Annotated in this window: 25 protein-coding genes; 9 read left to right on the top strand and 16 right to left on the bottom strand. The window is 60.4% G+C overall.

Features of this window, described 5'->3' with window-relative positions:
• Positions 1 to 2 precede the first annotated feature (2 nt).
• Positions 3 to 236: a DUF2274 domain-containing protein gene (locus tag QU595_RS24375; protein ID WP_109614488.1), complete on the top strand. Its 234-nt coding sequence runs from the start codon at positions 3 to 5 to the stop codon at positions 234 to 236.
• Here QU595_RS24375 and QU595_RS24370 read toward each other — a convergent pair.
• The 8 genes from QU595_RS24370 to QU595_RS24335 form a co-directional block, all read right to left on the bottom strand.
• Positions 181 to 1,155: a LysR family transcriptional regulator gene (locus QU595_RS24370; RefSeq protein WP_244916212.1), complete on the bottom strand. Its 975-nt coding sequence runs from the start codon at positions 1,153 to 1,155 to the stop codon at positions 181 to 183. The genes QU595_RS24375 and QU595_RS24370 overlap by 56 nt on opposite strands.
• Positions 1,156 to 1,259: 104 nt before the next feature.
• Positions 1,260 to 2,165 carry a VOC family protein gene (locus QU595_RS24365; protein WP_216331773.1) on the bottom strand — a complete coding sequence of 302 codons (906 nt, stop codon included), beginning with the start codon at positions 2,163 to 2,165 and terminating at the stop codon, positions 1,260 to 1,262.
• A gap of 35 nt (positions 2,166 to 2,200) precedes the next feature.
• Positions 2,201 to 2,803, bottom strand: a complete 603-nt coding sequence (locus QU595_RS24360; RefSeq protein ID WP_216331774.1) for a 2-hydroxychromene-2-carboxylate isomerase — start codon at positions 2,801 to 2,803, stop codon at positions 2,201 to 2,203.
• Positions 2,800 to 3,795, bottom strand: coding sequence for a dihydrodipicolinate synthase family protein (locus QU595_RS24355; protein ID WP_216331775.1), 996 nt, complete (start codon positions 3,793 to 3,795; stop codon positions 2,800 to 2,802). Before QU595_RS24355 ends, QU595_RS24360 begins: the two co-directional genes overlap by 4 nt.
• 90 nt (positions 3,796 to 3,885) lie before the next feature.
• The gene (locus QU595_RS24350; RefSeq protein WP_216331776.1) at positions 3,886 to 5,340 is read right to left on the bottom strand and encodes an aldehyde dehydrogenase; all 1,455 of its coding nucleotides are present in this window, start codon (positions 5,338 to 5,340) and stop codon (positions 3,886 to 3,888) included.
• 42 nt (positions 5,341 to 5,382) lie between these two features.
• The gene (locus tag QU595_RS24345) at positions 5,383 to 5,865 is read right to left on the bottom strand and encodes a flavin reductase family protein (protein ID WP_145206855.1); all 483 of its coding nucleotides are present in this window, start codon (positions 5,863 to 5,865) and stop codon (positions 5,383 to 5,385) included.
• Positions 5,852 to 6,445, bottom strand: coding sequence for an FAD synthetase family protein (locus QU595_RS24340; RefSeq protein WP_145206864.1), 594 nt, complete (start codon positions 6,443 to 6,445; stop codon positions 5,852 to 5,854). Before QU595_RS24340 ends, QU595_RS24345 begins: the two co-directional genes overlap by 14 nt.
• A gap of 97 nt (positions 6,446 to 6,542) precedes the next feature.
• Positions 6,543 to 8,111, bottom strand: a complete 1,569-nt coding sequence (locus QU595_RS24335) for a 4-hydroxyphenylacetate 3-hydroxylase N-terminal domain-containing protein (RefSeq protein WP_315926827.1) — start codon at positions 8,109 to 8,111, stop codon at positions 6,543 to 6,545.
• Between the two features lie 175 nt (positions 8,112 to 8,286).
• Here QU595_RS24335 and QU595_RS24330 point away from each other — a divergent pair, with 175 nt between their 5' ends.
• The gene (locus tag QU595_RS24330) at positions 8,287 to 9,033 is read left to right on the top strand and encodes an IclR family transcriptional regulator (protein WP_145206853.1); all 747 of its coding nucleotides are present in this window, start codon (positions 8,287 to 8,289) and stop codon (positions 9,031 to 9,033) included.
• A 220-nt stretch (positions 9,034 to 9,253) separates the two neighbouring features.
• On the opposite strand, the gene QU595_RS24325 is transcribed toward QU595_RS24330, so the two are convergent.
• The 8 genes from QU595_RS24325 to cehH form a co-directional block, all read right to left on the bottom strand.
• The gene (locus QU595_RS24325; protein ID WP_216331778.1) at positions 9,254 to 10,141 is read right to left on the bottom strand and encodes a LysR substrate-binding domain-containing protein; all 888 of its coding nucleotides are present in this window, start codon (positions 10,139 to 10,141) and stop codon (positions 9,254 to 9,256) included.
• A gap of 121 nt (positions 10,142 to 10,262) precedes the next feature.
• A complete protein-coding gene (locus QU595_RS24320) occupies positions 10,263 to 11,132 on the bottom strand; it encodes a transporter (RefSeq protein ID WP_315926823.1) in 870 nt (289 codons plus the stop codon).
• 174 nt (positions 11,133 to 11,306) lie between these two features.
• Positions 11,307 to 11,915: a maleylpyruvate isomerase N-terminal domain-containing protein gene (locus QU595_RS24315; RefSeq protein ID WP_216331780.1), complete on the bottom strand. Its 609-nt coding sequence runs from the start codon at positions 11,913 to 11,915 to the stop codon at positions 11,307 to 11,309.
• Complete coding sequence (locus QU595_RS24310; RefSeq protein WP_253204094.1) at positions 11,915 to 13,021, bottom strand: cupin domain-containing protein; 1,107 nt, start codon at positions 13,019 to 13,021, stop codon at positions 11,915 to 11,917. The genes QU595_RS24315 and QU595_RS24310 overlap by 1 nt, the downstream gene beginning before the upstream one ends.
• 31 nt (positions 13,022 to 13,052) lie before the next feature.
• Positions 13,053 to 13,700, bottom strand: a complete 648-nt coding sequence (maiA, locus tag QU595_RS24305; RefSeq protein WP_216331781.1) for a maleylacetoacetate isomerase — start codon at positions 13,698 to 13,700, stop codon at positions 13,053 to 13,055.
• Positions 13,701 to 13,703: 3 nt separating this feature from the next.
• The gene (locus QU595_RS24300) at positions 13,704 to 14,402 is read right to left on the bottom strand and encodes a fumarylacetoacetate hydrolase family protein (RefSeq protein ID WP_109614504.1); all 699 of its coding nucleotides are present in this window, start codon (positions 14,400 to 14,402) and stop codon (positions 13,704 to 13,706) included.
• Between the two features lie 51 nt (positions 14,403 to 14,453).
• Complete coding sequence (gene cehG / locus QU595_RS24295) at positions 14,454 to 16,103, bottom strand: salicylyl--CoA ligase (protein WP_216331782.1); 1,650 nt, start codon at positions 16,101 to 16,103, stop codon at positions 14,454 to 14,456.
• A gap of 116 nt (positions 16,104 to 16,219) precedes the next feature.
• A complete protein-coding gene (cehH, locus tag QU595_RS24290) occupies positions 16,220 to 17,362 on the bottom strand; it encodes a salicylyl-CoA hydroxylase (protein WP_109614505.1) in 1,143 nt (380 codons plus the stop codon).
• An 86-nt stretch (positions 17,363 to 17,448) separates the two neighbouring features.
• Here cehH and cehI point away from each other — a divergent pair, with 86 nt between their 5' ends.
• The 7 genes from cehI (at position 17,449) to QU595_RS24255 (ending at position 26,615) form a co-directional block, all read left to right on the top strand.
• Entirely contained in the window at positions 17,449 to 17,853 is a 405-nt protein-coding gene (gene cehI / locus QU595_RS24285; protein ID WP_216331783.1) for a gentisyl-CoA thioesterase, read from the top strand.
• Positions 17,850 to 18,635 (top strand): IclR family transcriptional regulator, encoded by a 786-nt coding sequence (locus tag QU595_RS24280; RefSeq protein WP_216331784.1) that lies wholly within the window; start codon positions 17,850 to 17,852, stop codon positions 18,633 to 18,635. The genes cehI and QU595_RS24280 overlap by 4 nt, the downstream gene beginning before the upstream one ends.
• A gap of 451 nt (positions 18,636 to 19,086) precedes the next feature.
• Positions 19,087 to 20,607 carry an IS21-like element ISRsp3 family transposase gene (gene istA, locus QU595_RS24275; RefSeq protein ID WP_032490240.1) on the top strand — a complete coding sequence of 507 codons (1,521 nt, stop codon included), beginning with the start codon at positions 19,087 to 19,089 and terminating at the stop codon, positions 20,605 to 20,607.
• Positions 20,597 to 21,376, top strand: a complete 780-nt coding sequence (gene istB / locus QU595_RS24270) for an IS21-like element ISRsp3 family helper ATPase IstB (protein WP_006955904.1) — start codon at positions 20,597 to 20,599, stop codon at positions 21,374 to 21,376. Before istA ends, istB begins: the two co-directional genes overlap by 11 nt.
• Positions 21,377 to 21,478: 102 nt before the next feature.
• Entirely contained in the window at positions 21,479 to 23,863 is a 2,385-nt protein-coding gene (cehA, locus tag QU595_RS24265; protein ID WP_032490241.1) for a carbaryl hydrolase CehA, read from the top strand.
• Positions 23,860 to 24,315 (top strand): hypothetical protein, encoded by a 456-nt coding sequence (locus tag QU595_RS24260; RefSeq protein WP_054944279.1) that lies wholly within the window; start codon positions 23,860 to 23,862, stop codon positions 24,313 to 24,315. The genes cehA and QU595_RS24260 overlap by 4 nt, the downstream gene beginning before the upstream one ends.
• Before the next feature lie 308 nt (positions 24,316 to 24,623).
• Positions 24,624 to 26,615 (top strand): TonB-dependent receptor, encoded by a 1,992-nt coding sequence (locus QU595_RS24255; protein ID WP_032490242.1) that lies wholly within the window; start codon positions 24,624 to 24,626, stop codon positions 26,613 to 26,615.
• Positions 26,616 to 26,701 lie beyond the last annotated feature (86 nt).

Here is a 26,701-nt window from a genome sequence, read left to right as displayed (position 1 = left end):
CCATGACCAAGCTGAAACTCGGCCCGCTGCCCGACGACAAGCCCGTCAAGGTGATGGTGGAGCTGCCCGCGCCGCTTCACCGCGATCTGGTCGCCTATGCCGAGGTGCTCGCCCGCGAGAGCGGCCAGCCCGCCGCCGATCCCGTCAGGCTGATAGTGCCGATGCTGGAGCGCTTCATCGCTACGGATCGGGGGTTTGCGAAGGCACGGCGCTCCGCCCGGTCTCCAAAGGTGTAGGTCTGACGGCCATTGCCTTTGCCAGACTAAGGAACCGACGGAAAGCGGGATTGTCGTTGCTTGCAGACCAGACGGCCGAGAAGGGCAGAACCTCACCGAGGATTGGCCGGTAAACAACACCAGGAAACTGTGCAACGGTCATGGCCTCGCTTACCAGCGTTAGCCCCCGGCCGAACGCAACCAATGGCACGAGATTGTCCCGGCTGATATGCTGTACCTGAATATCGGGATGCCGGCCGAGGTCTGCCAAACAGCGAACCAAATGATCGTGAATCTCCTGCCCTGGGGCGGTTTCGCTCACAATGAAGGTTTCGTCGGCGAGATCGCGCCACACCAGTTCTTCCCTCTTGGTCAGGGCGTGACTGTCGGGCAGGACAACGAACACACGTTCCGACCACAAGGGTGCGCGTTCACAGTCTGGCCATTCCCGAGTTCCGGTAATGAACGCGACGTCGAGGCTGAGTTGCCGGATTGCCGCCACATGTTCGGCAGGGTTCCCATCTACCATCTCTATGCTAACATTGCGGTAGCGCTTGCCAAAGCTTACCAGCAATTCAGTAAGAAAGCCGGAAGCGATCGAGGAATAGATGCCGATCTTGACACGACCTTGCTCGGATCGCCCGACAGAGGCGACATCTTGCGCTCCTATCCCGACAGTTCTGATGGCCTGCCTGGCTCGCACAAGGAAACGCTGTCCGGCATAAGTCTGCGACACGCCCCATGTGTGCCGGTGAAACAAAGACGCGCCGATCTGGTCTTCGAGGTCGGCGATACACCGGCTTATTGTCGACTGTGAAAGCCCGAGTGCGGCGCCGGCTTTGCGAAAGCTTCCATGCTCGGCTGCAGCTACAAAATAACGGAGATGGCGAAGCTCAATCCAATCTGAATGCCTCGGCATTTCGGTTTCGGCACAATCCATTAATATCCCCAACATCGGCCGGCTAGCGCGGAGTGGAGCCTAAGAAAACTAAAGACGCTCAAATCGCGCTGGTCCGCGCCATAGAGGCGCGGACCAGTTCTTGCTCAGGAGCCAGTCTTGAAACTTTCAGGGAAGGGTGCCCCCCACGAGCTGAAGATGGTGGGCTGATCGGCAGTCCACATCTTCGGCCCGGCTTTACGATCCACGCAGCGCGGCATCTCGCCCGACAGTTCGTAGCGGTTACCGCAGGGGGTCCAGAAATACGAGTAGATGTTGGAACCGACCCCATGACGTCCGGGACCAGCTTCGGTCATGACGCCCCCGCGAGCGACCTGGTCGAGCATCATCTTCATGTATTCGAGGTTCGGGATGGTCCAGGCGAGGTGATCGAGGGTTTCATGCGGCGCGCCGGCGAACATCGCGACATCATGGTGGTAGTCGCCGACATGCATCCAGGATGCCAGGCGACCGTTACCGCCGGGAAAGTCCACGATGTCGGACGCATGAAAATCGACGTACTTCGAGAGGAATTCGATCGTTTGCGTTGCGTCAGGCCCCACGCGCAACGTGATATGGTCCAGATCCACCGGCGCGAGACCGCCGAGATGGTTGGCCCCACGCCGGGCCGGATTGTAATAGTGCTGACGCACCTCGGGTTTGCGCAGGGCGATCTGCATCTTCTGCTTCTGCGGCGGAAGATCGAATTCGATCACCTTCGCAACGCCGGGGTCCGGGTCCGTCATTTCGCGCACTCCGACACCCGCCTCCTCCACGCGGCGGCGATAGTGCGCCAGATCTTCCTCATCATCCGCGGCGATCGCAAAGCTGATGACGCCGGTGCCTCCTTCGGTCACGGCGAGGTCATAGGTTCCGTCCGTGCCGCAGGTCAGATACACACGTCCGTCCTGACGCGCGATCTCTTCCAGCCCGAGAACCTTGGTGTGGAATTCCAGCGATTCCTCAAGGTTTTTCACCCTTAGCGTCGCATGAGATAGTTTTTGCAGGGACATGAGAGGCTCCTCCTCCGTTTGAAGTTTATTGAAAGTTAGATACGGATGCCCTGGCTCAGGGCATCCTCCATGAAGGCAAGGCGGTCGTTGCCCCACCACATTTGATCGCCGACGATCATGGTCGGAACACCAAAAACGCCGGCCTCATGCGCCGCCTGGGTCGCAGTTTTCAGACGTGCGAAGGCTTCCTCCGAGGCCGTCCAGGCAGCAAGCTCTTCCGGGTTCAGGCCGCAGGTCGAGGCCAGATCGTCCAGCAGGGCCGGATCTGTCGGATCCCCACCTTTCCCCCACACCCCATCCCAGGCGAGCCGGATGAAGTCAGGTCCTTTTCCCGCGTCATGCGCATGCAAAAAACTGCGGTTGAGCGCGCCGGTATCCAGTGACTTCGGAAATTTCAGAGGCACCCCGTAGCGGCCTGCCCAACGATCAAGATCGGTCTTGAGGTAGCGAATCTTCGTCGGAATGGCCACATTCGCAGGCCCGGTATTCCCAGCCAGCAGCTTCAGTTTTGGCAGATCGACGACATGGGGCCGGAGTTCCAGCCCGTATCGTTCACATATCCCGGGCAGCTTTTGAAACGCCAGATATGCAAACGGGCTCATGAAATCGAAATAGAAATCAAGGGCACGATTGCTCATGCCGGTTTCCCGCCGTCAAGTTCGGCCGCGAGCTTTGCCCATTGAAGGCCCGATTCACGGCCGCCGGCAAGAATCTGCTCGGGGACGACATGATACGGCGGCCGGCATGGCCCGGCCGTCATCCAGCCCGCAGCGTCCATGCGCGCTTTCTCGATTCCGATGTTGTAGACCGAGAATTCCCTGAACGACCCGTTCGGGAAAAGGGTGCGATAGGTAAAAGCGATCCGGTCCGTCAGCGCTTTTGCCTTGCTCCAGTCTCCCGTCCTGTGCGCGTTCGAGACGAGATCGCGCAACTGGATCACGGGCGACGGACCACAGACCGCACCGCTGGTCCAGAACGCCGTGCAGGCTTCCGGATCAATCCGCGCAGCCGCATAGTAGTCCACATCGAGCGGCATCAGGCGAATCCGGCGTTTCGTCAGGTTGATATCCGTATAGAGAGCCGCCGTGCTCATGTATTTGGCGGAAACGATCTGCGGGATTTCAGCGATCTGTGCCCAGAAAGCCCGTGGGAATTCAAACTTGAACGCTTCGGGATTGGCGTAGGCGCAAATCGCCACGTCAGGGCAGGAAGAGGCGACATCCCGGTAGAACTGAACCGCCGTCGGCACGTCAGGCGTGCACCACATCGGAAGGCCGAGCATGACACCATCGACACCGATCTCACGCACGGCCCTGGTCATGCGGATCGTATCGCGGGTGTTCAGGCTGGTCGTGCCGCCGAAGACTGGAACCCGCCCTCCGACCGTTTCAACCACCGTGCGCAGAAACGCCTGCTTTTCTTCCCAGGTCGTTGTCGCGGCTTCTCCAAGCGTGCCCTGCGTCAGGATGCCGTTTACGCCTGCCGCGACCAGAGCCTCGGCGGCGCGGGCGGTTTCATCCAGATCAACGGTATCGGTTGCATTGATGTCTGATGCGTTGGGTTTCGAAGGTGTGGGCATGATTGCCCAGCACCCGGTAACGTCATCGACGGTAAGTAGAGTTTTCTTCATAATTACCACTTTCGGTTCTGGGATCGCGCCAGATACCCGGCCTGATCCGTATCTTCTCGTCGGTCACACTGCTCCGTGCCGGTCGTGCCGTCAGAGCGGATACTGTTGCGAGGGCGACTCGATCGTCAGCCATTTCAGTTCGGTGAACTCCTCGATCACCGCGCGGCCGCCGTCAAAACGGCCCCAGCCGCTGGCCTTGGTTCCGCCATAGGGCGCCTGGGCGTCGTTTGCGACGGTCGAGCCGTTGATGTGAACAGACCCGGTCTGAATCCGCATTGCGACCGACACCGCCTTGTTGATGTCGGTGGCGAAGACGGCGGCAGACAGGCCGTATTCCGTATCGTTGGCGACGCGGACGGCCTCGTCGCTGTCCTTGACGCGGATCACCTGCAGGATCGGACCGAAGGCCTCTTCGCTGTAGATGCGCATCCCCGAGGTGACGCCGTCCAGGACGGTGGCGGACATCAGCGTGTTCTGTGCATGGCCCCCGGCGCGCAGCCGGGCGCCCTTGTCGGTGGCGTCCTTCAGCAGCGCGTTCAGCCGGTCGGCGGCATTCTGGTTGATGACCGGCCCCAGGGCGCAGGCGGCCTGGACCCGCGGGTCGCCAGCCTGAAGCGTCGCGGCGCGTTCGGCCAGAAGATCGACGAAACGGTCGGCGATGCTCTCCTCGACGATCACCCGCTCGGTCGTCATGCAGATCTGGCCCTGATAGAGGAAGGCCCCGAAGATGGTGGCGTTCACCGCGCCTTCGATGTCGGCATCGCCCAGAACGACCATCGGCGACTTGTCGCCCAGTTCCAGGATGCAGCGCTTGAGGTAGCGGCCGCATTTTTCGGCGATGATCCGGCCGACATGGGTCGAGCCGGTGAAGTTCACGCGGCGCACGGCGGGATGGGCGATCATCGCTTCGACCAGCTCGGGAGCGTCCTTGGGGTCGTTGGTGATGAAGTTCAGCGTGCTGGGCGGGAAGCCGGCGGCATAGACCGCCTCGGCGATCAACTCGTGGGTCCGGGGCGAGGTTTCCGAGGCGCGGAACACCACCGTATTGCCGCAGACCAGCGGATAGGCGATCGCCCGCGCCGCCAGCACCACCGGACCGTTCCAGGGCACCATGCTGAGGATGACGCCGACCGGCTGGCGGACAGTCATCGAGAGCGTGCCGGGCTTGTCCGAGGGGATGGTCTCGCCCTGGATCTGGGTGGCCAGCGAGGCCGCCTCGCGGAACAGGTTCGCCGCCAGCATGACGTTGAAGCGCGACCACAGCTCGCCGGCGCCGACCTCGGCCTTCATTGCGGCAACGAACTGTTCGGTGCGTGCCTCGATCTCGTCGGCCGCCTTCATCAGCAGGGCCCGGCGCAGGCCGGGGCCGGTCTGCGACCACGAGGCGAATGCCCGCTCCGCCGCCTCGATGGCGGCGCTGGCGTCGCGCGCATTGGCGGCGGCACTGATCGTCACCACCTCGCCCGATGCGGGCGAGCGGCGCTCGAACCGGGCCTGCGTGCTGGCCGGCCGGGCTTCGTTGTCGATATGCAGAGTCGTTTCCATGAGTATCCTCCCTGTTTTAGTAATAAGTCCGCCTGCCGGGTCCTATTCGTCGGCCGTGGCGAGCGTCGCAAACTTTCCGCCGCTGAAGACAAGCGGCTGGTTTCCGTTTTCACGGCCGATGTCCGTCACCCGGCCGATGAAGAGCGTGTGGTCCCCGGCCTCGATTTCCTGCTCGACATCGGTCAGGAACACGGCCAGGGCATCCGGGATCACCGGCAGTCCGTCACGCTCGGAAAAGACCCCGACCAACTCCGGGTCGTGCTTGCCGGCGAAATGCATCGCCAGCGGCTTCATGTCCTGGGCCAGGACATTCACGGCATAGCGCCCGGAGGAGCGCACCTTTTCCAGCATCCGGCTCTTGCGGTCGAGCGAGATGGTGATCAGGGGCGGGTCGAGCGAGACCGACATGAAGGCATTGGCCGTCATTCCGTGATCGCCGTCCTCGGTGCGGGTGCTGATTACCGTCACGCCGGTGGCGAAACGGCCGCAGGCATCGCGCAACTCGCGCGGGTCAAAACCAGACATCGAAACTCTCCTCATACCTCATGTCATTGGTTAACAGCGCCCCACAGAGCAGGGCGGAAGGCGCAGTCTCGCCTTGGAGCGAGGCCGCCTCGCTGAGCAGGCAGCTCTCGTGCAGCGCGCGGATGCGGCTGGACGAGATCGTCACGCCCCGTTCGCAAAGCACCGGGGGCGCAAGGACGACTTTGAAGTGGCGCGCCAGAAGATCGGTGTCGCCAGCCTGCCGCGCGCCGAAGCGGAAATCGGCCCCGACATGGATGCGCTTCGGCCCGATACGGGATAGATCAGCCAGGAAATCCGCAGGACTGCGCGCCGCATAGCTGTGGCCGAAATTTGAAAGTACGATGTAATCGGGACCGAGCCGGGCGATCCGGGCCAGCTTTTCCGACACCGGCGTCAATTGCCGCGCCTTGCCGAAGAACACCTTGGGCGGCGGATCGAAGGTCCAGACCACCGCTGGCAGCCCGGTCGCCCGCGCCTCGGCGACGACGCGGGTGATCAGCTCCTGATGGCCGCGATGCACGCCATCGAAGGCACCGATCGTCACGATGCTGGCCGGCAGGGCCAACTGATCGTCACGCATCACATTCGTTTGGCACCCGGAATAATCCAGAGACAACGGCCACCCCCCCTTCAAGTGTTCGGCGATGCGGCCGGCCGGACCGGCCGCATCGCGGCTCTCATTTCTGGAAGCCGGCTCGCAGGCGGTTGACATCCCAGGGATTGATCAGGTCGGGCGCTGTCCAGCCGTTCAGGTCGTATTCCGACATGAAGTCGCGGACCGTCTGCTGCATCTGCGCCAACTCGCCCGAGGCTTGGGCCGCCATCATGGTCTCGACGCGGATCGCCTCGTAGCTGCCGGCGTAGTTGGTTTCGTAAAGCTCGTGCCGGCCGCCGAATTCCGATCCGATCGCATCCCACAGCAGTTTCAGCAGCTTCACCCGGTCCAGCGCGACCATCCCGTTCGAGCCGCGGACGTAGCGGTCGAGATAGGGCCGTACCTCCTCGGATTCGAAGTCCAGCGACGAGGAGGGCAGATAGATCAGCCCCGAGGCGACATGGCGTTCGATCAGTTCCTTGATCCGGATGTAGGCCATCGGCGCAAGCACACGATAGGCGGTGCCGGCATTCAGGTTGGGATGGACGTAGCCGTCGGTCCCGACCCACGGCACCGGGCTTTTCACCAGTGCGTCGTTCAGCGCCCACATCATGTTGCGCCAGGCCACGACCTCGCCCACGGCGGTCTGCGGGCCGCGGAAGGCCGACACCCCGGTCGCGTCAAGCGCCATGGACAACAGGCCGGCGATGAAGTCGAGCTTGACCGCGAGGCGCGTGCTGCCGTGCATGGTGAAGCGCGCGCCGAAGCCCGAGGCGGGCAGGAAGGCGTTGATCTTCTCGATGTCGCCATAGACGAACAGGTTTTCCCAGGGCACCAGCACCTTGTCGAACACCAGGATCGCGTCGTTCTCGTCCAGCCGGCTGGACAACGGATAGTCGAAGGGCGTTCCCATCACCGCGGCATTCAGCTCATAGCTGGCGCGGCTGATCAACTTCACGCCGGGGCTGTCCATCGGGGCGGTGAAGATCAGGGCGAACTTCTTGTCCTTGATCGGAACGCCGTAATGGGCGACGAAGTTGTAATGCGTCAGCGCCGAGCCGGTGGCGACGACCTTGGCGCCCGAGACGACCACCCCGGCATCGGTTTCCTTCTCGACCTGCATATAGACGTCGCTGGCCTGTTCGACGGGCAGGTGGCGGTCGATCGGCGGGTTGACGATCGCGTGGTTCCAGTAGTCGAGCCGTTCCTGCGTGCGGGCATACCAGGCCTTCGCGTTGCCGGCATATTCCCCGTAGAAAGACGAATTGGCGCCCAGCGTGCCCATGAAGGCGGCCTTGTAGTCCGGCGCGCGGCCCATCCAGCCCTGCGCCACGCGCTGCGTCTCGGCGATAGCGTCTCGCCCCGCGATGAGTTCCTCGGCCGTCTTGGCTGCCTTGAAATAGGGGTGCGTCCAGCCGCCCGAGCCGGTGTCGGTCGGCCGACCGATCTGGTCCTTCTTCTCGTGCAGCCTGTTGTACCAGCGCGCGACCATGCGTGCCGAGTTACGAAAGGCTGGATGGTCAGCAACCTTCTTGACCCGTTCCCCATGGATGAAGATCGTGCGACCGTCGTCCAGGCTGTCGAGATATTCGCTCCCCGTGTACGGCTGGGTCGCACTGACCCCCGCGTTGGGCTTGACATCGTCTTTCATTTTTCCTCCTCCCAAAGATCCGGCCACCGAAGCGCCGAAGTCTCATTCCGTATCGTCTTGCTGTAATGAGCACCCTACCTTGCAAAATTTGCATGGCTGTCGAAAGGTATGTTGAAATACCGCATACTTTTCCGGTAATACCGGAAAGCTGGTGCGGGGAGGGAGGGGAGTACCCATGAAAACGCTTCATAAGGTCGGAAGTCTGTTGCGGCAGTTCACAGCAGAGCAGCCGGAGCATTCCGTGACGGATCTCGCGCGTGCGATCAACAATTCGGTCAGCGGAACGCATGACCTTGTGAACGGGCTCGGGCGAATTGGCCTGCTCAGAAAGGTCGAACGGGGGCGGTATCGCCTCGGGCCGCTAGTGGCCACGCTCCATCGCGCGTTTGAGGATAGTTCGCCCCTGATGGGGGCCGCCCGCCCGGTCCTCGCCGAACTTTTGCGTGGCTATGGCGAGACCGTATATTTGACGATGGAGGACCACGGGCGGCTGCTGATTCTGGAGGCCTTGGAAGGCACGCAAGCCCTGCGCGTCTCGCGCGAGATGCTTGGGACCGGAGTCACGCTTCATGATAGCCCGCCGGGATTGTTGCATCTGGCGCAATACTCGCACCAGCAGATAGACGAATATCTCGATCACTACGCCCAGCCCGAAAACGCACTCCACAATCGGGAGAGCTTCCGCAACCGCCTCGCCGACATAGCAAGCGAGGGGTTTCTCGCCGGTCCACCCGCGAACGAGCCAGATGTCATCTGCGTAAGCGCAATGATCCAAAACCACATTTCCCAGCCTGTTGCGGCGCTGGTTCTAGTTGTTCCGCGCAGTCGTCACGAGATTCAGCCTCGGGCCTTTCGCAACATCGTCGTGGAAGCCGCGCGGCGTGTCTCGCTGCGTCTGCAGCGCCATCACGATCCCAACTAATAAGCGGCTTGCGCTGGCGCCGGGTCAGGCTGGTTCGGCCGGAAAAGCCTCGGGCCTAGGCGTCGAGCCTGTCGGGGAACATTCTGAAAGTGCTTCCTGGCAGACCGGACTTGCGAGCGCGCCAGCCAGGGTCGCGTGCGTTCCTGTCGAAAGCCGCCCGATCCATCATGGAACAACGGCAGGCAGTCGTCAGACGTGAACTGGCCAGCTTAGGGGCGGTTCAAAGTTTGCGTGCGAATCTCCGCGTCAGGTCCATAAACTGCATGACCTGCGGCGCCCGATTGTCGAGACGGGTATGAACCATCAGCCCTATGCCGGGATTATATCCTTCATAGGGGCGCAAGATCAGGCCCGGCCGCGCCCCGAGACCTAGGGATTGGGGCACCAAGGCGATCCCCACTCCGACAGAGACGAGGCTGATCAGGGACTGAAAATCTGGGGCCAGTTCGGTGCTGCCCGGCGTAACACCCTCATGCGAAAGAATGTCCAGGACCACGGCGCCATAGCTCGGGCGCGACTGGGTGACAGATAGAATGATTGTTTGATCGGTCAGATCGGCAAGCCGTATCGTATCCCGGCTGCTTAAATCGGATCCTTCTGGTAACGCCAGAATGAATTTCTCGACACACAGTGGTTCTTTGCGGAATTCATCGTCCTCAAGCCCGGGCCGAGCCACGGCAACGTCGATCTCGCGTTGAACCAGCGAACGTTGCAGATTGGCGTTGTTCATCTCCCGCAGGCTGAGATGCACATCCGGGTACTCGCGCCGATAGATTCGGATCAACGCCGGCAACACGCTGTAAGAGGCCGATCCGACAAAACCGATGCTGAGCCGTCCCGCCAAGCCCGAGCCGATGCGTTTTGTTTCGCTCAGGGCCAGTTCAAGCCGCTCAATAATCTCGCGGGCCCGGTCGCGCAGCACGCAGCCGGCCTGGGTAAGCTGGATCTGGCTGCGCGAGCGGTCAAAAAGATGAACCCCCAATTCCTCCTCAAGCAGGGCAATTTGGCGTGAAAGGGGGGGCTGTGCAATATCGAGCCTCGTAGCCGCGCGGCCAATATTCAGTTCTTCGGCAACTGCGATAAAATACTTCAACCTCTTGAGATACATGCGCCTTCCTCCCCCCGTCCTGCTTGGCAGAGCCGAGCGCGAGCGGATTCAGCATGCCTCCCTGGTCCGCATCGCGCAAGTTGAAGAGCCGCACAGTAAAGGCGGCTCTATCCGGCTTTGCTCAAAACAGCTTCAGAAGCCGAAGTTCGATCACCGAGCTGCTCTTGAAACCGCCGTCGACCTCGATATCTTTGGCCAGCATTCCTTGCAGTTGCACTGTCGGCGTCAAGAATGTGTTCGCATAAAGCCGAACCTGATCGCGCCGGGTGCGCAACCCAGTATCGACACCACCGATCTCGACCTTGCCTCCCGTTTGCGAGGACAGGCCCAGCGAAACCGAGGTCGTCGGCGAGAATTGTTTGCGCAGCGCGATCTGCGCCTGATAGGCGGTCTCACGTGAGACCGTCACGCCATTCTCGTCATGGTCGAAGGAAAATGCAGCATCCACGACCCCGTCGAGGAAGAAGCCGTTTCCCAGCCCCTGAACCAGGCCGATCTGTGGTGTCAGCGTCCAGGCGCCGGACCCCGCGCCGATTTCGGTCACGTCGTAGTTGCCTGTCGGTGCAGTCACGAACATGCTCACGCCCAAGGTGGTCCCGGTATCGGGATTGTCAGGTTGCACCGGCCACACTGTAAAGCCCAGAGTGAGGTCTCCGACACCTTCGGATGTGCCCTGGTCCGCCCCGCCGATTCTCGCGGTGTCGAATCCCACGACAGGCAGAATAGCGTGATAGAGCGCGGGCATTCCGAAAGCCTCGGAATAATGCAGCCCGTGCAACACCATGACGTTGGCTCCGAGTTCGGAGCCGGGAATGTCGCTGCCGTTCAGCTCGAAGCTGTCGGCGCTCTGATGCTGTAGATAAAGCAGAGCGATATTCGTACCCGACGGTGCAATTACATAGTCGCCCGGTGCCACGTCGATAGCACGTGCCGGGGCGGCGGCAAGTGTCAGGGTTGCGCCTGCGAGAAGCGCAATAAGTTCGGCTTTCATTCTTTCTCCTCCCTTGGTTAAATAGAAACGGTCTCCTCTAACCGTCCCTGCCGTTCCGCATCTGTTTTTGCGCCGAGAGCCGAAGCCTGGGGCGACACCCTTTGGCAATTCCTGCCTCGGGTCGGATGCGCATTTTTCCGGCATTGCCGGAGTGTCGAGGGCAAAACGCCGGGATCAGGACCCGCCGATCTTGCCGATGGGCCGTGATCGGACTGCTGCGAGCAGAGCGACGGCGGGCAATTCCGCGTCGCGCATGCCATTGCCCAGATCCAGCGCTCCTTGCCAGACGGCTGCGGCGCGGATACCGGGGAGTGCGCGGGTCGGGACTGTCGTGCCGTCCACCAACACCACCTCCATGTCCCACTGCTCTTCCGTCAGATCACGCCAGCAGACGTTCAGATGCACCTCCGAATGCTGGAACAGGTGCCGCAAAGCTCGTGCCGGCAAAGTTGCGGCAAGGTCGAGCGACGGCAGTTGTTGCTCTTCCAGCACGGGCAGGGTGTAGATTTCGCCCTTGCCGAATGCTTCGAGCGCAAGTGCCTGATGACGGGCGTCATAGCCGATCCGAGCGACGACATGGGCGCGGGTCAGGCCCTCGACGGCCGAGGGGGCATACAGCTCCGCATCCGGCAATTCCATCAACTTGCGCGCAAAATGGGCTGTGCCGCGACGCGCAAGCAGAAGATCTTCTGCCGGGGCATTGGGGGCGTCGTAACGCGCCCCTTTGCCCTGGCGGGCCTTCAGGGCCTCACGGGCGGCCAGATCCGTCTCGGCAAGAGACATCACTTCTGCCCCTCGATCTTGGTGCGCATGAAGGACAGGGCCTCCATGATCGGGGCATCCGAGAAGCGGAACAGATCGAACTGCGTCTCGGCCTGAAGCGACCACGGCACCCAGCTCGGCACTACGAACATGTCGCCTTTCTCAAGCTTCGTCGTCTCGCCGTTCATCACGACCGCGCCCGCCCCCTCGAAGACTTGAAACACGGTGGAGCCGACCTCGTTGCGCGTCGCCGTTTCGGTGCCCGCACGTAGCCGATGAAATTCGCAACGAAGTGTTGGCATTACGTCGCCCCCAGTGGTCGGGTTGACGTATCGGATTGCAGCATGGCCCGGGGCGACGGTGGCGGGCTGGCCTTCATCCTCCAGAAGCAGTTGCTCGGTCAGGGCGCGGTCGGTGAATTCCCAGCGATAGGCTCCAATGGGCGAGGCCACGGTGTTTTGCAGACCCGACAGCGGGCGCAGGCCGGGGTGGCACCAGAGACGCTCGCCACGAGAGAAGTTCGGCGTCGCGTAGTCGGTCACGCGGTCGGAGCCGAACTCGAAGAAGCCGACATCCATCTGTTGAGAAAAGGGAATGTCGAGACCGTCGATCCAGGCCATCGGCTGATCGGTGTCGTTGTGGTGGCCATGGAAGCACCAGCCGGGCGTCAGCAGAAGATCGCCACGAGACATGCGCACCGGATCGCCGTTCACCACGGTCCAGACGCCTTCGCCCTCCACGACGAAACGGAAGGCGTTCTGGGAATGGCGGTGTTCGGGCGCGGTCTCACGCGGACCGAGATACTGGATTGCCGCCCACATCGTCGGGGAGATATAGGCATTGCCGCCAAGGCCGGGGTTCGCAAGGCCAAGTGCTCGGCGCTCGCCTCCACGGCCCACCGGGACGAGTTCACCGGATTTCCGGGCCAGCCGCAGAAGAGTGGACCATTTCCACACGTGGGGCACGGCCTTGGACTTCGGGTGGATCGGCATCAGATCCCCGAGCTGGGTCCAGAGGGGAATGATACTTTCTTCCTCAAAGCTCTTGTAAAGCGCGCGCAGTTCCGGTGTGTCCTTCGGCTGCATCGCCTGTGTGACGCTCTCGTGATCGAGTTGTTCGTTCTGCATAGGGACCTCCTTGACGGAATGGGGGCGCGGGTCAGGCCGCGTCCGGCTGATTGGGCGGGGCGGCCCGCGTGAAGGCAGGAAGCCCGTCGAGGTTTCCGAAGATTCGGGAAATCGTGGGCCAGCCGGCTAGCGGAATGTCGAAACGACGGTTGTTCCAGACCTGCGCATAGAGACAGCAATCGGCCATGGTGGGCGTGTCGCCGTGGCAGCAGGTGCCAGTCTCCTTCGCGCGCGAAAGTTCCTCTTCCAGCGCGTCGAAGGTAAGCGTAACCCAATGGGTGAACCACGCTTTTTGGGCGTCGTCGTCGGCGCCGAACTGATCGTGCAGACGGGCAAGCACACGCAGATTGTTCAGCGGGTGGATTTCCAGCGCGATCATGTAGGAAAGCGCGCGCACCCTGGCGCGGGCATCCGGTTCGGAAGGCAAAAGCGGGGGGTGAGGGTAGGTTTCCTCCAGCCATTCCATGATGGCGAGGGATTGCGTCAGGAAGGTGCCGTCCCCTTTTTCAAGGGTAGGGACCAGTCCCTGCGGGTTCTTCGCCAGATAATTGGGCGTCCGCGTTTCCCCGTTGCGAAGGACATAGGGAACATAGTCATAGTCCAGTCCCTTGAGGTTCAGCGCGGCTCGCAGGCGCGTTGACGTGGAGGAGCGGAAGAAGTTGTGCAGCCTCAGCGTCATGGCTTATGCCTCACGCGGTCCGATTGGGGTCTCGATCGTGCCGAGCCCCTCGATCTCGACGACGCAGATATCGCCCGGCACCAGAGGGCCAACACCGGCAGGGGTGCCAGTCATGATCAGATCGCCCGGGGCGAGGGTCATGGAATGCGACAGGATCGAGATGATCTCCGGCACGGACCAGATCAGCTCCGCCAGATCGGCGTCCTGCCGGATCTCTCCGTTGACGGTCAGCCGGATCGACCCCTTGCACGGATGCCCGACCTTTTCGACCGGAAACACGGACCCGATGACGGCAGAGCTGTCGAACGCCTTGCCCCAGTCCCACGGACGGCCCTGTTCGCGGGCCTTGAGCTGGAGGTCGCGGCGGGTCAGGTCATTGCCGACGGCGTAACCCCAGACATGGGAAAGGCTGTCCTTTTCCGCGATGTTCCTGCCACCTTTGCCGATAGCAACGACGAGTTCCGCCTCGTAGTGAAAATTCCCGGTCTCTGGCGGATAGGCGACGGTTTCGCCGCTCTCCACCACGGCGTCGGCCGGCTTGGTGAAGAAGAAGGGCGGATCGCGCTCGGGATCTTTACCCATCTCGCGGGCATGGGCGGCATAGTTGCGACCAACACAGAAAATGCGTCGGACCGGGAAGCGATCATCCGTACCATCGACGGCAACGCTTGCCTGTGCGGCTGGGGGAAAAACGTAAGACATGGGCGGCACTTTCTTTCATTATGTCCCATCCCCTCGAACCGGGGGTGAGAGTTAATCCTTCATTTCAGTCTGGGGCGCGGCGGACGTGCCATGCTTTGCGTGGTCCGCCACGAGGGCCTGCCTGTCGATCTTTCCCGTGCCGGTTTTCGGCAGGTCGTCCACGTAGTCGAACAGGCGCGGCGATTTGAACGGCGCGAGTTGCGACTTGACGTAATCCCGCAGTTTGAGCGTTTGCTCATCCCGGGCCTCGACGCCTGCGGCAAGACGGACGACAGCCCGCAACGCCATGCGTTTGTCCTCAAGCTGAATCGCCAGAACCGCGCATTCATGAACGTCAGGGTGTTCGTTCAGGCAACGCTCCACCTCCATCGGCCAGATCCATTGCCCGGAAACTTTGATCAGGTCGTCCGCGCGCCCCTGGAAATAGTAGTATCCATCTCGCTCGATGAAGCGGTCGCCGGTATAGATCCAGTCTCCGCGCACGGTTTCGGCAGTCTTGTCGGGTCGGTTCCAGTAGGTCGGCGTCGAGGAGTGACCACGGACGAACATCACGCCTTCTTCCCCGGGCCTTGCGGGCTTGCCCTCGGGGGTTTCAAGCCGCACTTCATAGCCGGGCACCGGTGCACCGGCGGCACCGATACGATGATCGTCAAGCGCGTTCGACAAGTAGATATGCAGCAGCTCGGTTGAGCCCAGCCCCTCGGTCGGCCCATGTCCGACAAGCGATTTCCAGGTCTTGTAGATATCTTCCGAGAGGATCTCAGCCGCCGACATCGACTTGCGCAGCGACGACAGATCGTGATGCGTGACCGCGTCGGCCCGCGCGAGCGCGGTATAAAGTGTCGGCAGGCCGAAAAGAACGGTCGGGCGATACTTCTCGATCGCGCCAAGCACCACCTCTGGGCGCGGTTGCCCCGGCATCCACAGCGCCGTCGCGCCAACGGAAACGGGGAAAATCAGTGAGTTTCCGAACCCGTAGGCAAAGTAGGCCTTGGGCACGGAATAGCAGATGTCATCCCCGTCAAGCTTCAGTACATGTGCCCCAAAACTTTGTTGCACATAGGCCATATCGTGATGCAGGTGGACGATGCCCTTTGGGCGCCCGGTCGATCCCGAGGAATACATCCAGAAAGCCATGTCGTCCGGGCCAGTGGCGGCCGCGTCCATCTCATCGGCATGGCCGGACAAAAATACACTGGCATCGATCTGCCCTGCACCGGCGGCACAGCCATTGGCGACAATCGTGGTTTCGAGACAGGTGCCGTCGAGCATTTCGCCGGAGAAGATCGTGGCAAGCGCGGCATCGACGATCGCGAACCGCGCGCCGCTGTCCTTGAGAAAATAGCTGACCACATCGGGTTTCGTCTGGATGTTCAGCAGCACCGGCACGAAGCCCGCCCGAACCGCGCCATAGAAGGCCGCCGGAAAGACAGGGGTGTCATCGAGGAAAAATGCGATCCTTTCCCCCCGCGTCAGGCCGGCGGCGATGAAGGCATTGCCCCACCGTGCGGCTTCGGCGATCAACTCCGCATAGGTCAGGTTCCCGAGTGGGCCGATCACCGCCAGCTTGTCGGGATTCCGTGTCAGGTTTTGCCAGAGCAGTTCCGAGCAGTTTCCGTGATCGGCTTTGACGTAACCAATTTCCCTGGACCCCGGCGTCGTATCGGCCACGGGATCGAGGATCGCGTATGCGGTGGTCATGTCGGTCATATATCCTCCCAGATATTGCGGTGGAATCCGGCACGGGTGCGATACGCGCTTCCCCGTCCGGTTTATTGTTCCGAGAACGCCAGGCGCCTGAGCGCCCCGTCAGGCGATCAGCCGGCTACGGCGCTGTATCTGGCGTAATCCGCTGCGAATTTCGGCGCGATTTTTTGCAGACGCTCTTCGGTCATCCGCCCCGAGCGCATCAGGTAGTCATGCGCGAAATCCATCGGTGCGAGGCGCATCTTTTCGCCGAAATTCTCATACCAGCTTGCCGAGGTATTGGCGGCGTCCACGATCTTGCGGGCAATCGGCGGACGGGTGGCCTGATAATGGGCAAGCGCCTCGTCCACGTCGCCGAAATCCTTGAGCGCATGAACAAGCGCGATGGCATCTTCCATCGCCAGACGTGTGCCCGATCCGATAGAAAAATGCGCGGTGTGCACCGCATCGCCAAGCAGGACATTTCGCCCGGCGATCCAGCTTTCGCACCACAGCCGAGGGAACTGGCGCCACATGGATTTGTTGGTGATCAGTTGCGTGCCCCCGAGAGTCTCGCTGAACAGATCGCTGCACAGCTTCGCGCTCTGCCCTTCGTCCATCCTGTCGAAGCCAAAGGCTTTGAAGGTTGCATCCTCGCATTCGACGATGAACGTCGAGCGATCCGGCGCGAAGCGGTAATGGTGCGCGCTCAACGGCCCCTTTTCGGTCCTGATGAAGGTCTGGGTCAGCGTATCGAAGGGAATTGATGCGCCGAACCAGGCGAAATGATTGTCGAAATATTCGATGGTCGGCCTGAACTGAGCCTCCAGCGAGCGGCGGGTCAGCGAGTTCAGCCCGTCTGCCCCGATCACCAGATCCGCATCGAATGCATCGAGCGATTCCACCACCGTGTCGAAGCGGATCTCAACTCCGAGGTCGCGCACGCGATCCTTCAGGATTTCGATCAGCTCAAGGCGCCCTATGGCGGTAAAGCCCACACCGTCCAGCGTCACCCGGCCGTCGGGAAGGTTGAGTGTCATGTCCTGCCAACGCTCCATATGCGGCAGGATGAGGTCATGAGTATCCGGGTCGTCGGCCTTCAGGAAATCGAGCGCGCGATCGGAAAAAACCACGCCGAAACCGAAGGTTGCACCTTCCGGGTTCTGCTCCGTTACCCGCACCTTCACGTGCGGCAACAGCCTGCGGATGAGAATGGCCGTGTAAAGCCCCCCCGGCCCACCACCGAGGATTTCGATCTTGCCCAGTGCCGACATGGCTCCCCCCAAATTCGCTAGACGTTCTTCGTTCTCTAAGCTATTTTTCTATATTGTGCAATGAGTTTTATATAAAGGAAATCATCATGACGGTTGTTCTGACCACCGACGTCACCTTCGGAGACTGCGATCCGGCTGGTATCGTCTTCTATCCAAACGTTTTTCGCTGGTTGGACGCCGCCTTTCACAAACTTCTGCGGCCGCTCGGCGGGCACCACGGGATTTGCAAAGAACTTGGCAGCGCCGGTCTTGGCCTCGTCGATGCGCAGGCCCACTTCCGCAGCGCAATTCGAGACGGCGACGTGCTGGACGTCAGCGTCTCCATCGCGGAATGGTCACGCCGGAGCGTCACCCTCGTCTACGAAGGCCGCGTCGGCACGCGTCTGGCCTTCGAGGCCCGGGAGGTCCGTTGCCTTTTCATTCGGGAGAATGGCGGTATTGTCGCGGGAGACATCAGTGCACTGCGCGACAAGCTGGAGAAGACGAAATGACGGAGGACTTTGGTCACGGGTTGAAATCGCTGGATATCGCGCTTGGCGTCCTCGCCTTCATGGCGAGGCAGCAAGGCCCGATGACACTCTCCGATATCGCCCGTGGCTGCGACATGCCGCCAAGCAAGGCACATCGCTACCTCGCCTCTTTCGTCATTGCGGGGCTGGTCAGGCAGCAGGGACGCTCGGGGCGGTATGACCTTGGACCGGAGGCCATGCAGTTGGGGTTGGCCGCCATTGCCCGGCACGATTTCGTAAACGATTCAGCGGACGGCCTGCCCGAGCTTGCGCTTCAGACCGGCATGACCGTGCTACTGGCGGTCTGGGCCAATGAAGGCGCAACGGTAGTCCGCTGGCAGCGCGGCCTGTCGCCAACGGTGACTTCTATCGGACTTGGCACCACATTGCCGCTTCTGACTTCGGCCACGGGGCGCATCTTTCTCACCTATGCGCCCAGGGGCGCGATACATAAGGCCCGCGAGACCGAGTTGCGCCGCGCCGCGCGGAACCCCTCCCTGCTACCCGACACCCCTTCGACGGCAGAGGGGCTGGAAATGCTGCGGGCTGCCATCCGCGAACAGGGATTTGCCTCGGTGAACGGAGGTTTCATTCCCGGATTGGTCGCCGCTGCCGCTCCGATCCTCGACTGGCAAGGAGAGGCCCAGGTCGTCGTGACTCTTGTCGGCGTCGATCCGACCGGCATCGAAGCCGGTTCGCAACAGGTTGCAGCACTTCTCAGATTCTGCGACGAGCATTCAGTTCACAATCCGAAACCGAACTGATCCGTCAACCGCTCCAGACCTGTCAGCGGCCGACGCGAACCAGTCACAGCCCAAGCAGGATCGGGCGTGACCGATGGGCAGGCAGCGCGGAGGCTTCAGGTATCGCAGCGCTGCCCGCCATCGCGCGGCTTGATGCGCCGAGCTGAACGAAATGCTGGCAGCGCTAAAACCGGATACCGGCCAGCCCACCGGTCTGGCTCATTCATCAAGCACAAACTAAATCGTATGATTGATTTAATTCCTGATCCAAGCTACTGCTGATCGTGGGACAGGGGCCGGCACGCACCGCGAACAAGCGGACGGCGGCTTTCCGATCCCAAGATGAAGAATGGAGCACGGGCTGTTGAGTTGCACTGAGAAGTGACCCGGGAGGGTTATAAGTTTTCACTGAGAATTGACCCATGTTTTCCTCGCCCCTGGCTGACAGTCAGGAGGCATCGGAGTGATCGACATGGACCTACTCAGTGTGATCCGCCGCTGGCATTTTCGGCAAGGCATCCCCATTCGCGAGATCCGGCGGCGGACTGGATTATCGCGCAACACGATCCGCAAATATCTGCGCGATGACGCGGTGGAGCCGACGTTCAAGGTTCCCAAACGGCCGAGCAAGCTTGATCAGTTTGCAGAAAAACTGACGACGTGGCTGCGGGTGGAATCTGGCAAGTCGCGCAAACAGAAGCGAACAGCCAAGCAGCTACATGCAGATCTGGTTAAGCTGGGCTACGAGGGATCATACAGCCGTGTTGCCGCCTTCGCCCGCTCGTGGAAGACCGAACGCCAATATGAAAAGCAAACCAGTGGGCGCGGCACATTCGTACCGCTGATCTTCCAGCCCGGTGAGGCCTTTCAGTTCGATTGGAGTGAAGATTACGCCCTTCTGAATGGCCGGCCTACCAAGCTGCAGGTGGCCCATACCAAGCTCTCCCACAGTCGGGCGTTCATCACGCGAGCCTATCTGCTGCAAACGCACGAGATGTTGTTCGACGCACTGACGCAGGCCTTCCGGGTGCTGGGCGGCGTGCCTCAGCGTGGAATATTCGACAATATGAAGACGGCTGTAGACCGGATCGGCCAGGGCAAAGTCCGACAGGTCAATGCGCGGTTCGCTGCCATGGCCAGCCACTACCTGTTCGAAACGGATTTTTGCAATCCGGCCTCAGGCTGGGAGAAAGGTCAGGTCGAGAAAAACGTTCAGGATGCGCGTCGACGGTTATGGCAGCCAATGCCCAACTTCCCAGATCTTGATGCCCTCAATGCCTGGTTGGAAGAGCGGTGCATCGCACAATGGGGAGAAATCCAGCATGGCGTCCTCCCCGGCACAGTTGCCGATGTGCACGCCGTTGAGATTATCAGCCTGATGCCGATGGGGCGGGCCTTCGATGGCTTTGTCGAACATACCAAGCGCGTGTCGCCGACCTGCCTGATCGCGTTCGAGCGCAATCGCTATAGCGTTCCTGCATCCTTTGCGAACCGGCCAGTGAGCCTGCGGGTCTATCCTGATCGGTTGGTCATCGCGGCCGAGGGGCAAATCTTGTGCGAGCACAACCGGATTATCGACCGTTCTCACCAGAAGCCGGGGCAGACGATCTATGACTGGCGGCACTATCTGGCAGTTGTTCAGCGCAAGCCTGGCGCTTTGCGCAATGGGGCGCCATTCCTCGAAATGCCCGAAGCCTTCCGGCAACTGCAGGGGCATCTGCTCAAGCGGCTCGGTGGTGACAGGGAGATGGTCGAAATCCTCGCCCTTGTTCTACAGCATAACGAACAGGCTGTGCTCAGCGCCGTCGAACTGGCCCTCGAAGCTGGGGTGCCGACCAAAACCCACATCCTCAATGTTCTGCACCGCCTGATCGATGGCAAGGCTCCACCGGCATCCCCAATCGATGCCCCGCAGGCCCTGCGCCTCGCCCAGGAGCCTGTTGCCGATGTCGAACGCTACGACACGCTGAGGGCGTTACGCCATGCGTCATGATCCGGCCAGCGCCGCTGTGGTTGTCATGCTACGTGGCCTCAAAATGTATGGCATGGCGCAAGCCGCTGGTGATCTGATCGAGCAGGGCGCGCCAGCCTTTGATGCTGCCGTTCCGATCCTCTCACAGCTTCTCAAGGCGGAGATGTCCGAGCGGGAGGTCAGGTCCATTGCTTACCAGATCAAGGCAGCCCGGTTCCCGGCCTACAAGGATCTGGCAGGCTTCGACTTTGCCGTCAGTGAGGTCAACGAGGCGCTCGTGCGTCAACTTCACCGTGGTGACTTTATGGATAGCGCCGACAACGTCGTACTGATCGGCGGACCAGGCACCGGCAAAAGCCACATCGCGACGGCTTTGGGCGTCCAGGCGGTTGAGCATCACCGCAAAAAGATCCGCTTCTTCTCCACCGTCGATCTGGTCAATGCGTTGGAGCAGGAAAAGGCCGCAAACAGAGCGGGCCAGTTGGCCGAGCGTCTGTTGCGCCTCGACCTCGTCATCCTTGATGAGCTGGGATATCTACCCTTCAGCCCTTCAGGCGGGGCCATGCTGTTCCATCTGCTCAGCAAACTCTATGAGCGGACCAGCGTTGTTATCACCACCAACCTGAGCTTCAGCGAGTGGTCCAGTATCTTTGGCGATGCCAAAATGACCACCGCCCTGCTGGATCGCCTCACGCATCATTGCCATATCCTTGAAACCGGCAATGACAGCTTCCGCTTCAGAGCCAGTTCCGCCGCCCCAAAATCCAGAAAGGACAAATCACCCGCTTGACCCTGCTCGTCGCAGGCAGTACATCATCCACGCCCACCCGGGTCACTTCTCAATGAAAATCCCGGGTCACTTCTCAGTGCAACTCAACAGGAAGGCGAAACGTTGGACCAACCATTCAAACCAGATCGTCGCCAACTTCTGGCAGGCGCAACATTGCTGCTGGGCGCCAGCCATTGGCCTGTCTTCGCCTCGACTGACGCAATTGAGCCGCAGCCGTACTTCGCGAGCGTGAAACGCGCGGTCGAGCAACTGGCCGCAATGGGGCAGCCGATTGCCGATGCGGATATGGCCAGGCTGGCGAGTCTGTTCTCGAGGGAAGATGCTGAGGCAGTTATTGCCGCCGAGGCGCTTCTCGAGCGCTATACACTCGCTAGGGTCACGCTCGACAAAGGCGGCATGGGCGCCGCTGCGTTAGGCGGAGCGAAGCGCCATTTGGTCGAGCAGGGATGGACCGCGTTCTTGGTGAGGGTCTCTAACCCATCATCGCTAACGCAGGCATTCGAAATTTACAGCGGCAGTGCGATGCCTGCGCGGATGTTCCCACAGGCCTCGAAGTTCGCCGCTGAGCAGAAGGCCTATCTTGCCGATACCGTTCGAAAGGAAGCCCTCATCGAACGAATGTGGCTGATGTCGCAAATCGAAGCTTCGCCAGTGCTGAGCGGCAATGTCGTGGAGTACAAGATCGCCACGATTTACAGCAGGGACCGGGGAAGAAAGACGGGCAGGTTGGGCTTTGGGGCAGGAATTTTGCAGGACAATCCTACCTGGGGGGCCGTAAGTCGCGCATCGGTAGCTAACCCGCTCGTAACCGATTTTGTCTCTCAACCATCTCGCGATATTCAGCTGCAGATCCTCGATGATGATGGTGTCGGCTGCATGGCATCGCTGATGATCCATGACGCCAATAAGCATATCTATCCGCCCCAGGTGATGCGCCTAGCACCCGACCTTGCGTTTCAACCCCACATATATCGAGCCGATGGCGAGACCGTCCGCCTGCCAGACGGCGAGTATCATATAATGGTCCGTAGGGGGCCTGAGTATCTGGTGCAGCGCGCCACCGTTCGCGTTTCGGCGAGCGACGCACGAATAGCGGTGCGGCTCAAACGATGGATCGATCCGGCGAAATGGGGCTGGTACTCTGGCGACACGCATCTCCACGCCGCAGGTTGTGCTCATTATATGTTGCCTACCGAAGGGGTAGCACCTGAAACGATGATCCGTCACATAAGAGGCGAAGCTCTCTCCGTTGGCGAGGTCTTAACCTGGGCTGGAGGTTATTCCTACCAGAAGCAGTTCTTTTCCGGTGCTGCGATCAGTCCCGAGGCGCGGCTCGAACATCCTCAACTGCAGGCTGCTAACAACGCAGACTGGAAGCCCATGCCCACGCCGAAAGATCGAGAGAGCATGCTCCGCTACGATCTCGAGATCTCGGGTTTTCCGTCAAGTCTTTCCGGGCATTTGATCCTGATGAGACTTAAGGAGCTTAGCTACCCTGGTACGCACGCGGTGGAGGACTGGCCATCTTGGAATCTCCCGGTGGCGAAATGGGCGAAAGCCCAAGGAGCACTGGTAGGATACACCCATTGTTCATTTGGTATGATAGTCGGCACCAACGCTCTACCAAATTACGAAATTCCAACTTTCAACAGCGTCGGCACGAACGAAGCGATTGTTGGCGTGACCCACGGCGCGGTCGATTTCTTGGCAGGTTGCAATGGTCCCCCTGCTGCTGAGCTCAATGCGTGGTATCATCTGCTCAACTGCGGTTACACGCTGATGATGGCAGGCGAGACGGATTATCCGTGTATCGTGCCTTCGGTCGACTCTCGGCCGGGGATCGGACGCACCTACGTGAAGTTGCCACAAAGGCCAGTGGACGATGCGGGTTACAGCGCCTGGGTGGACGGTCTTGAGAATGGCCACCTCTACTGGGGTGACGGCAGAACGCATTTTCTACATTTCACGGTGAACGGGCGGGAGAGTGGCAAGCAGCCCCTCGCATTTGTCCGCGCTAGTAACGTCAGGGTGAGCGCCACGATAGCCGCGATGCTCGAACTGACTCCATCGCCTGAGACGGTGCAGAACGCCTCGGAAGAGCCGTGGCACATCGAACATGCGCGGATCGGCAACAGCCGTAAGGTAGCGGTCGAGCTTATCGTCAATGGCGTGGCGGTGAAACGCCAGGAAATGCTTGCCGATGGCTCGCTCCAGCAGATCTCCTTCAAGGAGAAGATCGACCGCAGTTCCTGGATCGCAATGCGGGTGCTTGGGTCCGGCCATACCTATCCCGTATTCGTCACCATCGGAAACAAACCGATCCGTGCTTCGCGGCGTAGCGCCGAATGGCTACGCACCTGCGTGGATGCGCTCTGGAATGAGAAGCACAGTTTGATCCGCGATACGGAACTGGCCGACGCGGCCGCGGCATATGATCATGCGCGCCAGACTTATGATCGGATCATCGCCGAAAGCGACTTAACGTGAAGTGGATCGCCTGGCCGCTCCTGCTCATGGCCTCGGTTGCCGGCGCGCAGGACCATCACCAGCATCACAATGACAAGTCCGAAGCGCTCGGGCAGGATGCTCATATCGTCGTGACCATCAATCCGGAGGCGCGCGTAAGCGCGGCCCTACACCAGCCCTTACCGCTCCAACCGAAATGCGGCGATGCGAGAGACTTCAGCGTCGAGATCATCAATCAGGGCTTCGTAACAGCGCCGTTGCGTGCCGCCATCATTGATGGAGCAGGCGACCGTGTCGCGCTTCATATGGATGTGCAGAAGCTCAGTGGCAGGGCGAGGGATCTCCGACGGCTGCACCTTACCCCTCTTGATCAGCGCGCTTCCGACGTGACAGTTGCGTTCAGCCTCGATCACAATGTTGGTGATCAAGGTAAGCGTGATCGCGTACATATCCTGATGCGGTGTAGGCCTTAGCTTCAACCCGATTTTTGTCCATGCCTGATCCCTTCCGGCCCATGGCGGAGGAGTCAGGATCCGCAGTCTGGCAAGAGACGACGCGCCTTGACCCAGCTCAAGCTAACGTTCCCTTCAGCACAACTGAAACGTCGCTCGCGCACAAGCCATAAAGGTGCTGGCCGGATAATACCTGTATCGATCGATGGAAGTTCGAGAATAGGTTCATCACGCGCACTGCCGACCGATACGGTGGGGGCGGTCCGCCCTGCCTCGGCCGAACGACCTGTCGATCCAACACAGGCGAAATTAAGCGGGGGAAGACCGACATGCGCAGCTATTTATTGATAAGTGCTTCGATCATATTGCCGGGTCTCGCAAGCCCGTCAGTTGCTCAGGCCCTATCGGGTAATGCTGAAACGGCATCTTCAATTTCTGATGCAGATGGAGACAGCGCCGAAATCGTCGTGACAGCCTCGCGCCGCAGTGACAGTGTTAAAAACACGCCGATCGCTGTCACGGCTATCGGCGGAGATGCGCTGAGGGAAAATCAAATCGCCAACCTGGCAGATCTAGCTTCTTCCACTCCGAACATCCAGATCAGCACCTCGTTCAACAACGCCAACATCGCGATCCGAGGTGTTGGCAACAGCCAATTCGCGGCGGGTTCGGATGCCGGCGTGGCTGTCCACTCCGATGGTGTCTATCTCGGCCAATCGGTGTTGGCGCTGGCAACAATGAACGATGTCGAACGTGTGGAAATTTTGCGCGGTCCCCAAGGAACTCTGTTCGGTCGCAACGCGACCGGCGGCGCGATCAACATCATCCCCAAACGTCCGACGGAAGATCTTCATTATGGCGTCGAAGCATCGTTCGGCCTCGATCCCGCGATGGTGCGCAGTTCGGCCTATGTCAGCGGCTCCGTCGTCGAGGGGCTGCGCGGACGCCTGTCGCTCAGCCAAAATTATAACAAGGGTTATACCAAGAATCTCGTTGCGTCCTCGGGCTCCAGTGCGGTGCCGTCCAGGCTGGACGATGCGGACAGCGCTTCCATTCGCGCCCAGCTCGAAGCTGGAACGGGAGCGTTCGTCACGAGGCTGTCGCTCGAATATATGAAGGATAAGGGGGCCGGTCCCTCTATATGGCTGACGGGCACACCAAGCGGCGTGTTGCCTCCGGTCGTTGCGAACACGCCGTTGGGCAATCTCGATAAGCGTCAGGTTTATAACAATTACGGTTACAAGAATAATGAGGCAAAATTTGCCACGCTCATATCGACGCTCGACATAGGGCAGGGGCAGATCAAGGCGACTGCCTCATATGGAGAGACGCGCATTGAGACCCTGACGGATGGAGACGGTACCGCTGTCGACCACACGTCGACCTACGCGCTGAATAACGCCAAGCAAACGTTTGGAGAGCTCATTTACGCATCGGATCCAGCACGGCCGTTGGGCCTGATTCTCGGCGCGAACTATTTCCATGAGCGCTCGTCGCAGGCCTTCTCAATACCGATCAGCACCCTGCCGCCGCCTCTCGATGTCCTGGGTCCGGTCGTTTATGATGCTGGTGCATCCTCGCTCAAGTCTACGTCCTATGCCGCCTTCGGACAGGCGCAATACAAGATCTCTGATGCGTTTCGCGTTTTCGCGGGCCTGCGCTATTCTCGCGATCGGAAAGCAATCGAGAATTATAGCAATTTTGGCGTGTCTCCGGCCGCAGGTCGCGAAAGCTGGAGCCGTACGACATATGAGTTAGGTGCTTCGCTGAAGGTGAATGCGAACGTCACTGGTTACGCAAAATACGGCACGGGTTATAAGGGCGGAGGGTATTCTGCCGCTGCTAATGCGATTGCGTTCAACCCCGAGACCAATACAAATATGGAGATAGGCCTCAAGGGGAACTATCTCGGGGGCGCCCTGCAGGCGAATCTGGCGGGCTTCCACATGAAGTATAAGAATTTACAGGTAAATCAGGCCGTGGGCGCCGTCGTTCTAGTCACAAATGCGGCCCGTGCGACGATAAATGGTTTTGAAGCGGAGCTGAAAATTCGCCCGGTCCAAGCTTTTCGTGTCGATCTGAATGCTTCTTGGTTGGATGCTAGGTTTGACGATTTTTTCTCACGCGATGACTCGCGCCCTACTTTCTTGCCAGACACTAAGATCATCAACGGTATCCCAGTGCAAGGAATAGATCTTGAAGATAACAGGCTTCCTACCGCACCTAAATATGCCGTCAGTGCTGGTGCCTATTACGACATATCGATAGATTCTGGCCTTGTTACTGTGGGCGGGCGCTATGATTGGAAGTCACGTTGTTGAGTTGCACTGAGAAGTGACCCGGGAGGGTTATAAGTTTTCACTGAGAATTGACCCATGTTTTCCTCGCCCCTGGCTGACAGTCAGGA

The sequence above is a fragment of the Mesorhizobium sp. SP-1A genome (assembly GCF_032460275.1).
Classification (GTDB): domain Bacteria; phylum Pseudomonadota; class Alphaproteobacteria; order Rhizobiales; family Rhizobiaceae; genus Mesorhizobium.
The sequence above is the reverse complement of the archived record's forward strand: the minus strand, read 5'-3'. Positions and strand labels throughout refer to the sequence as shown.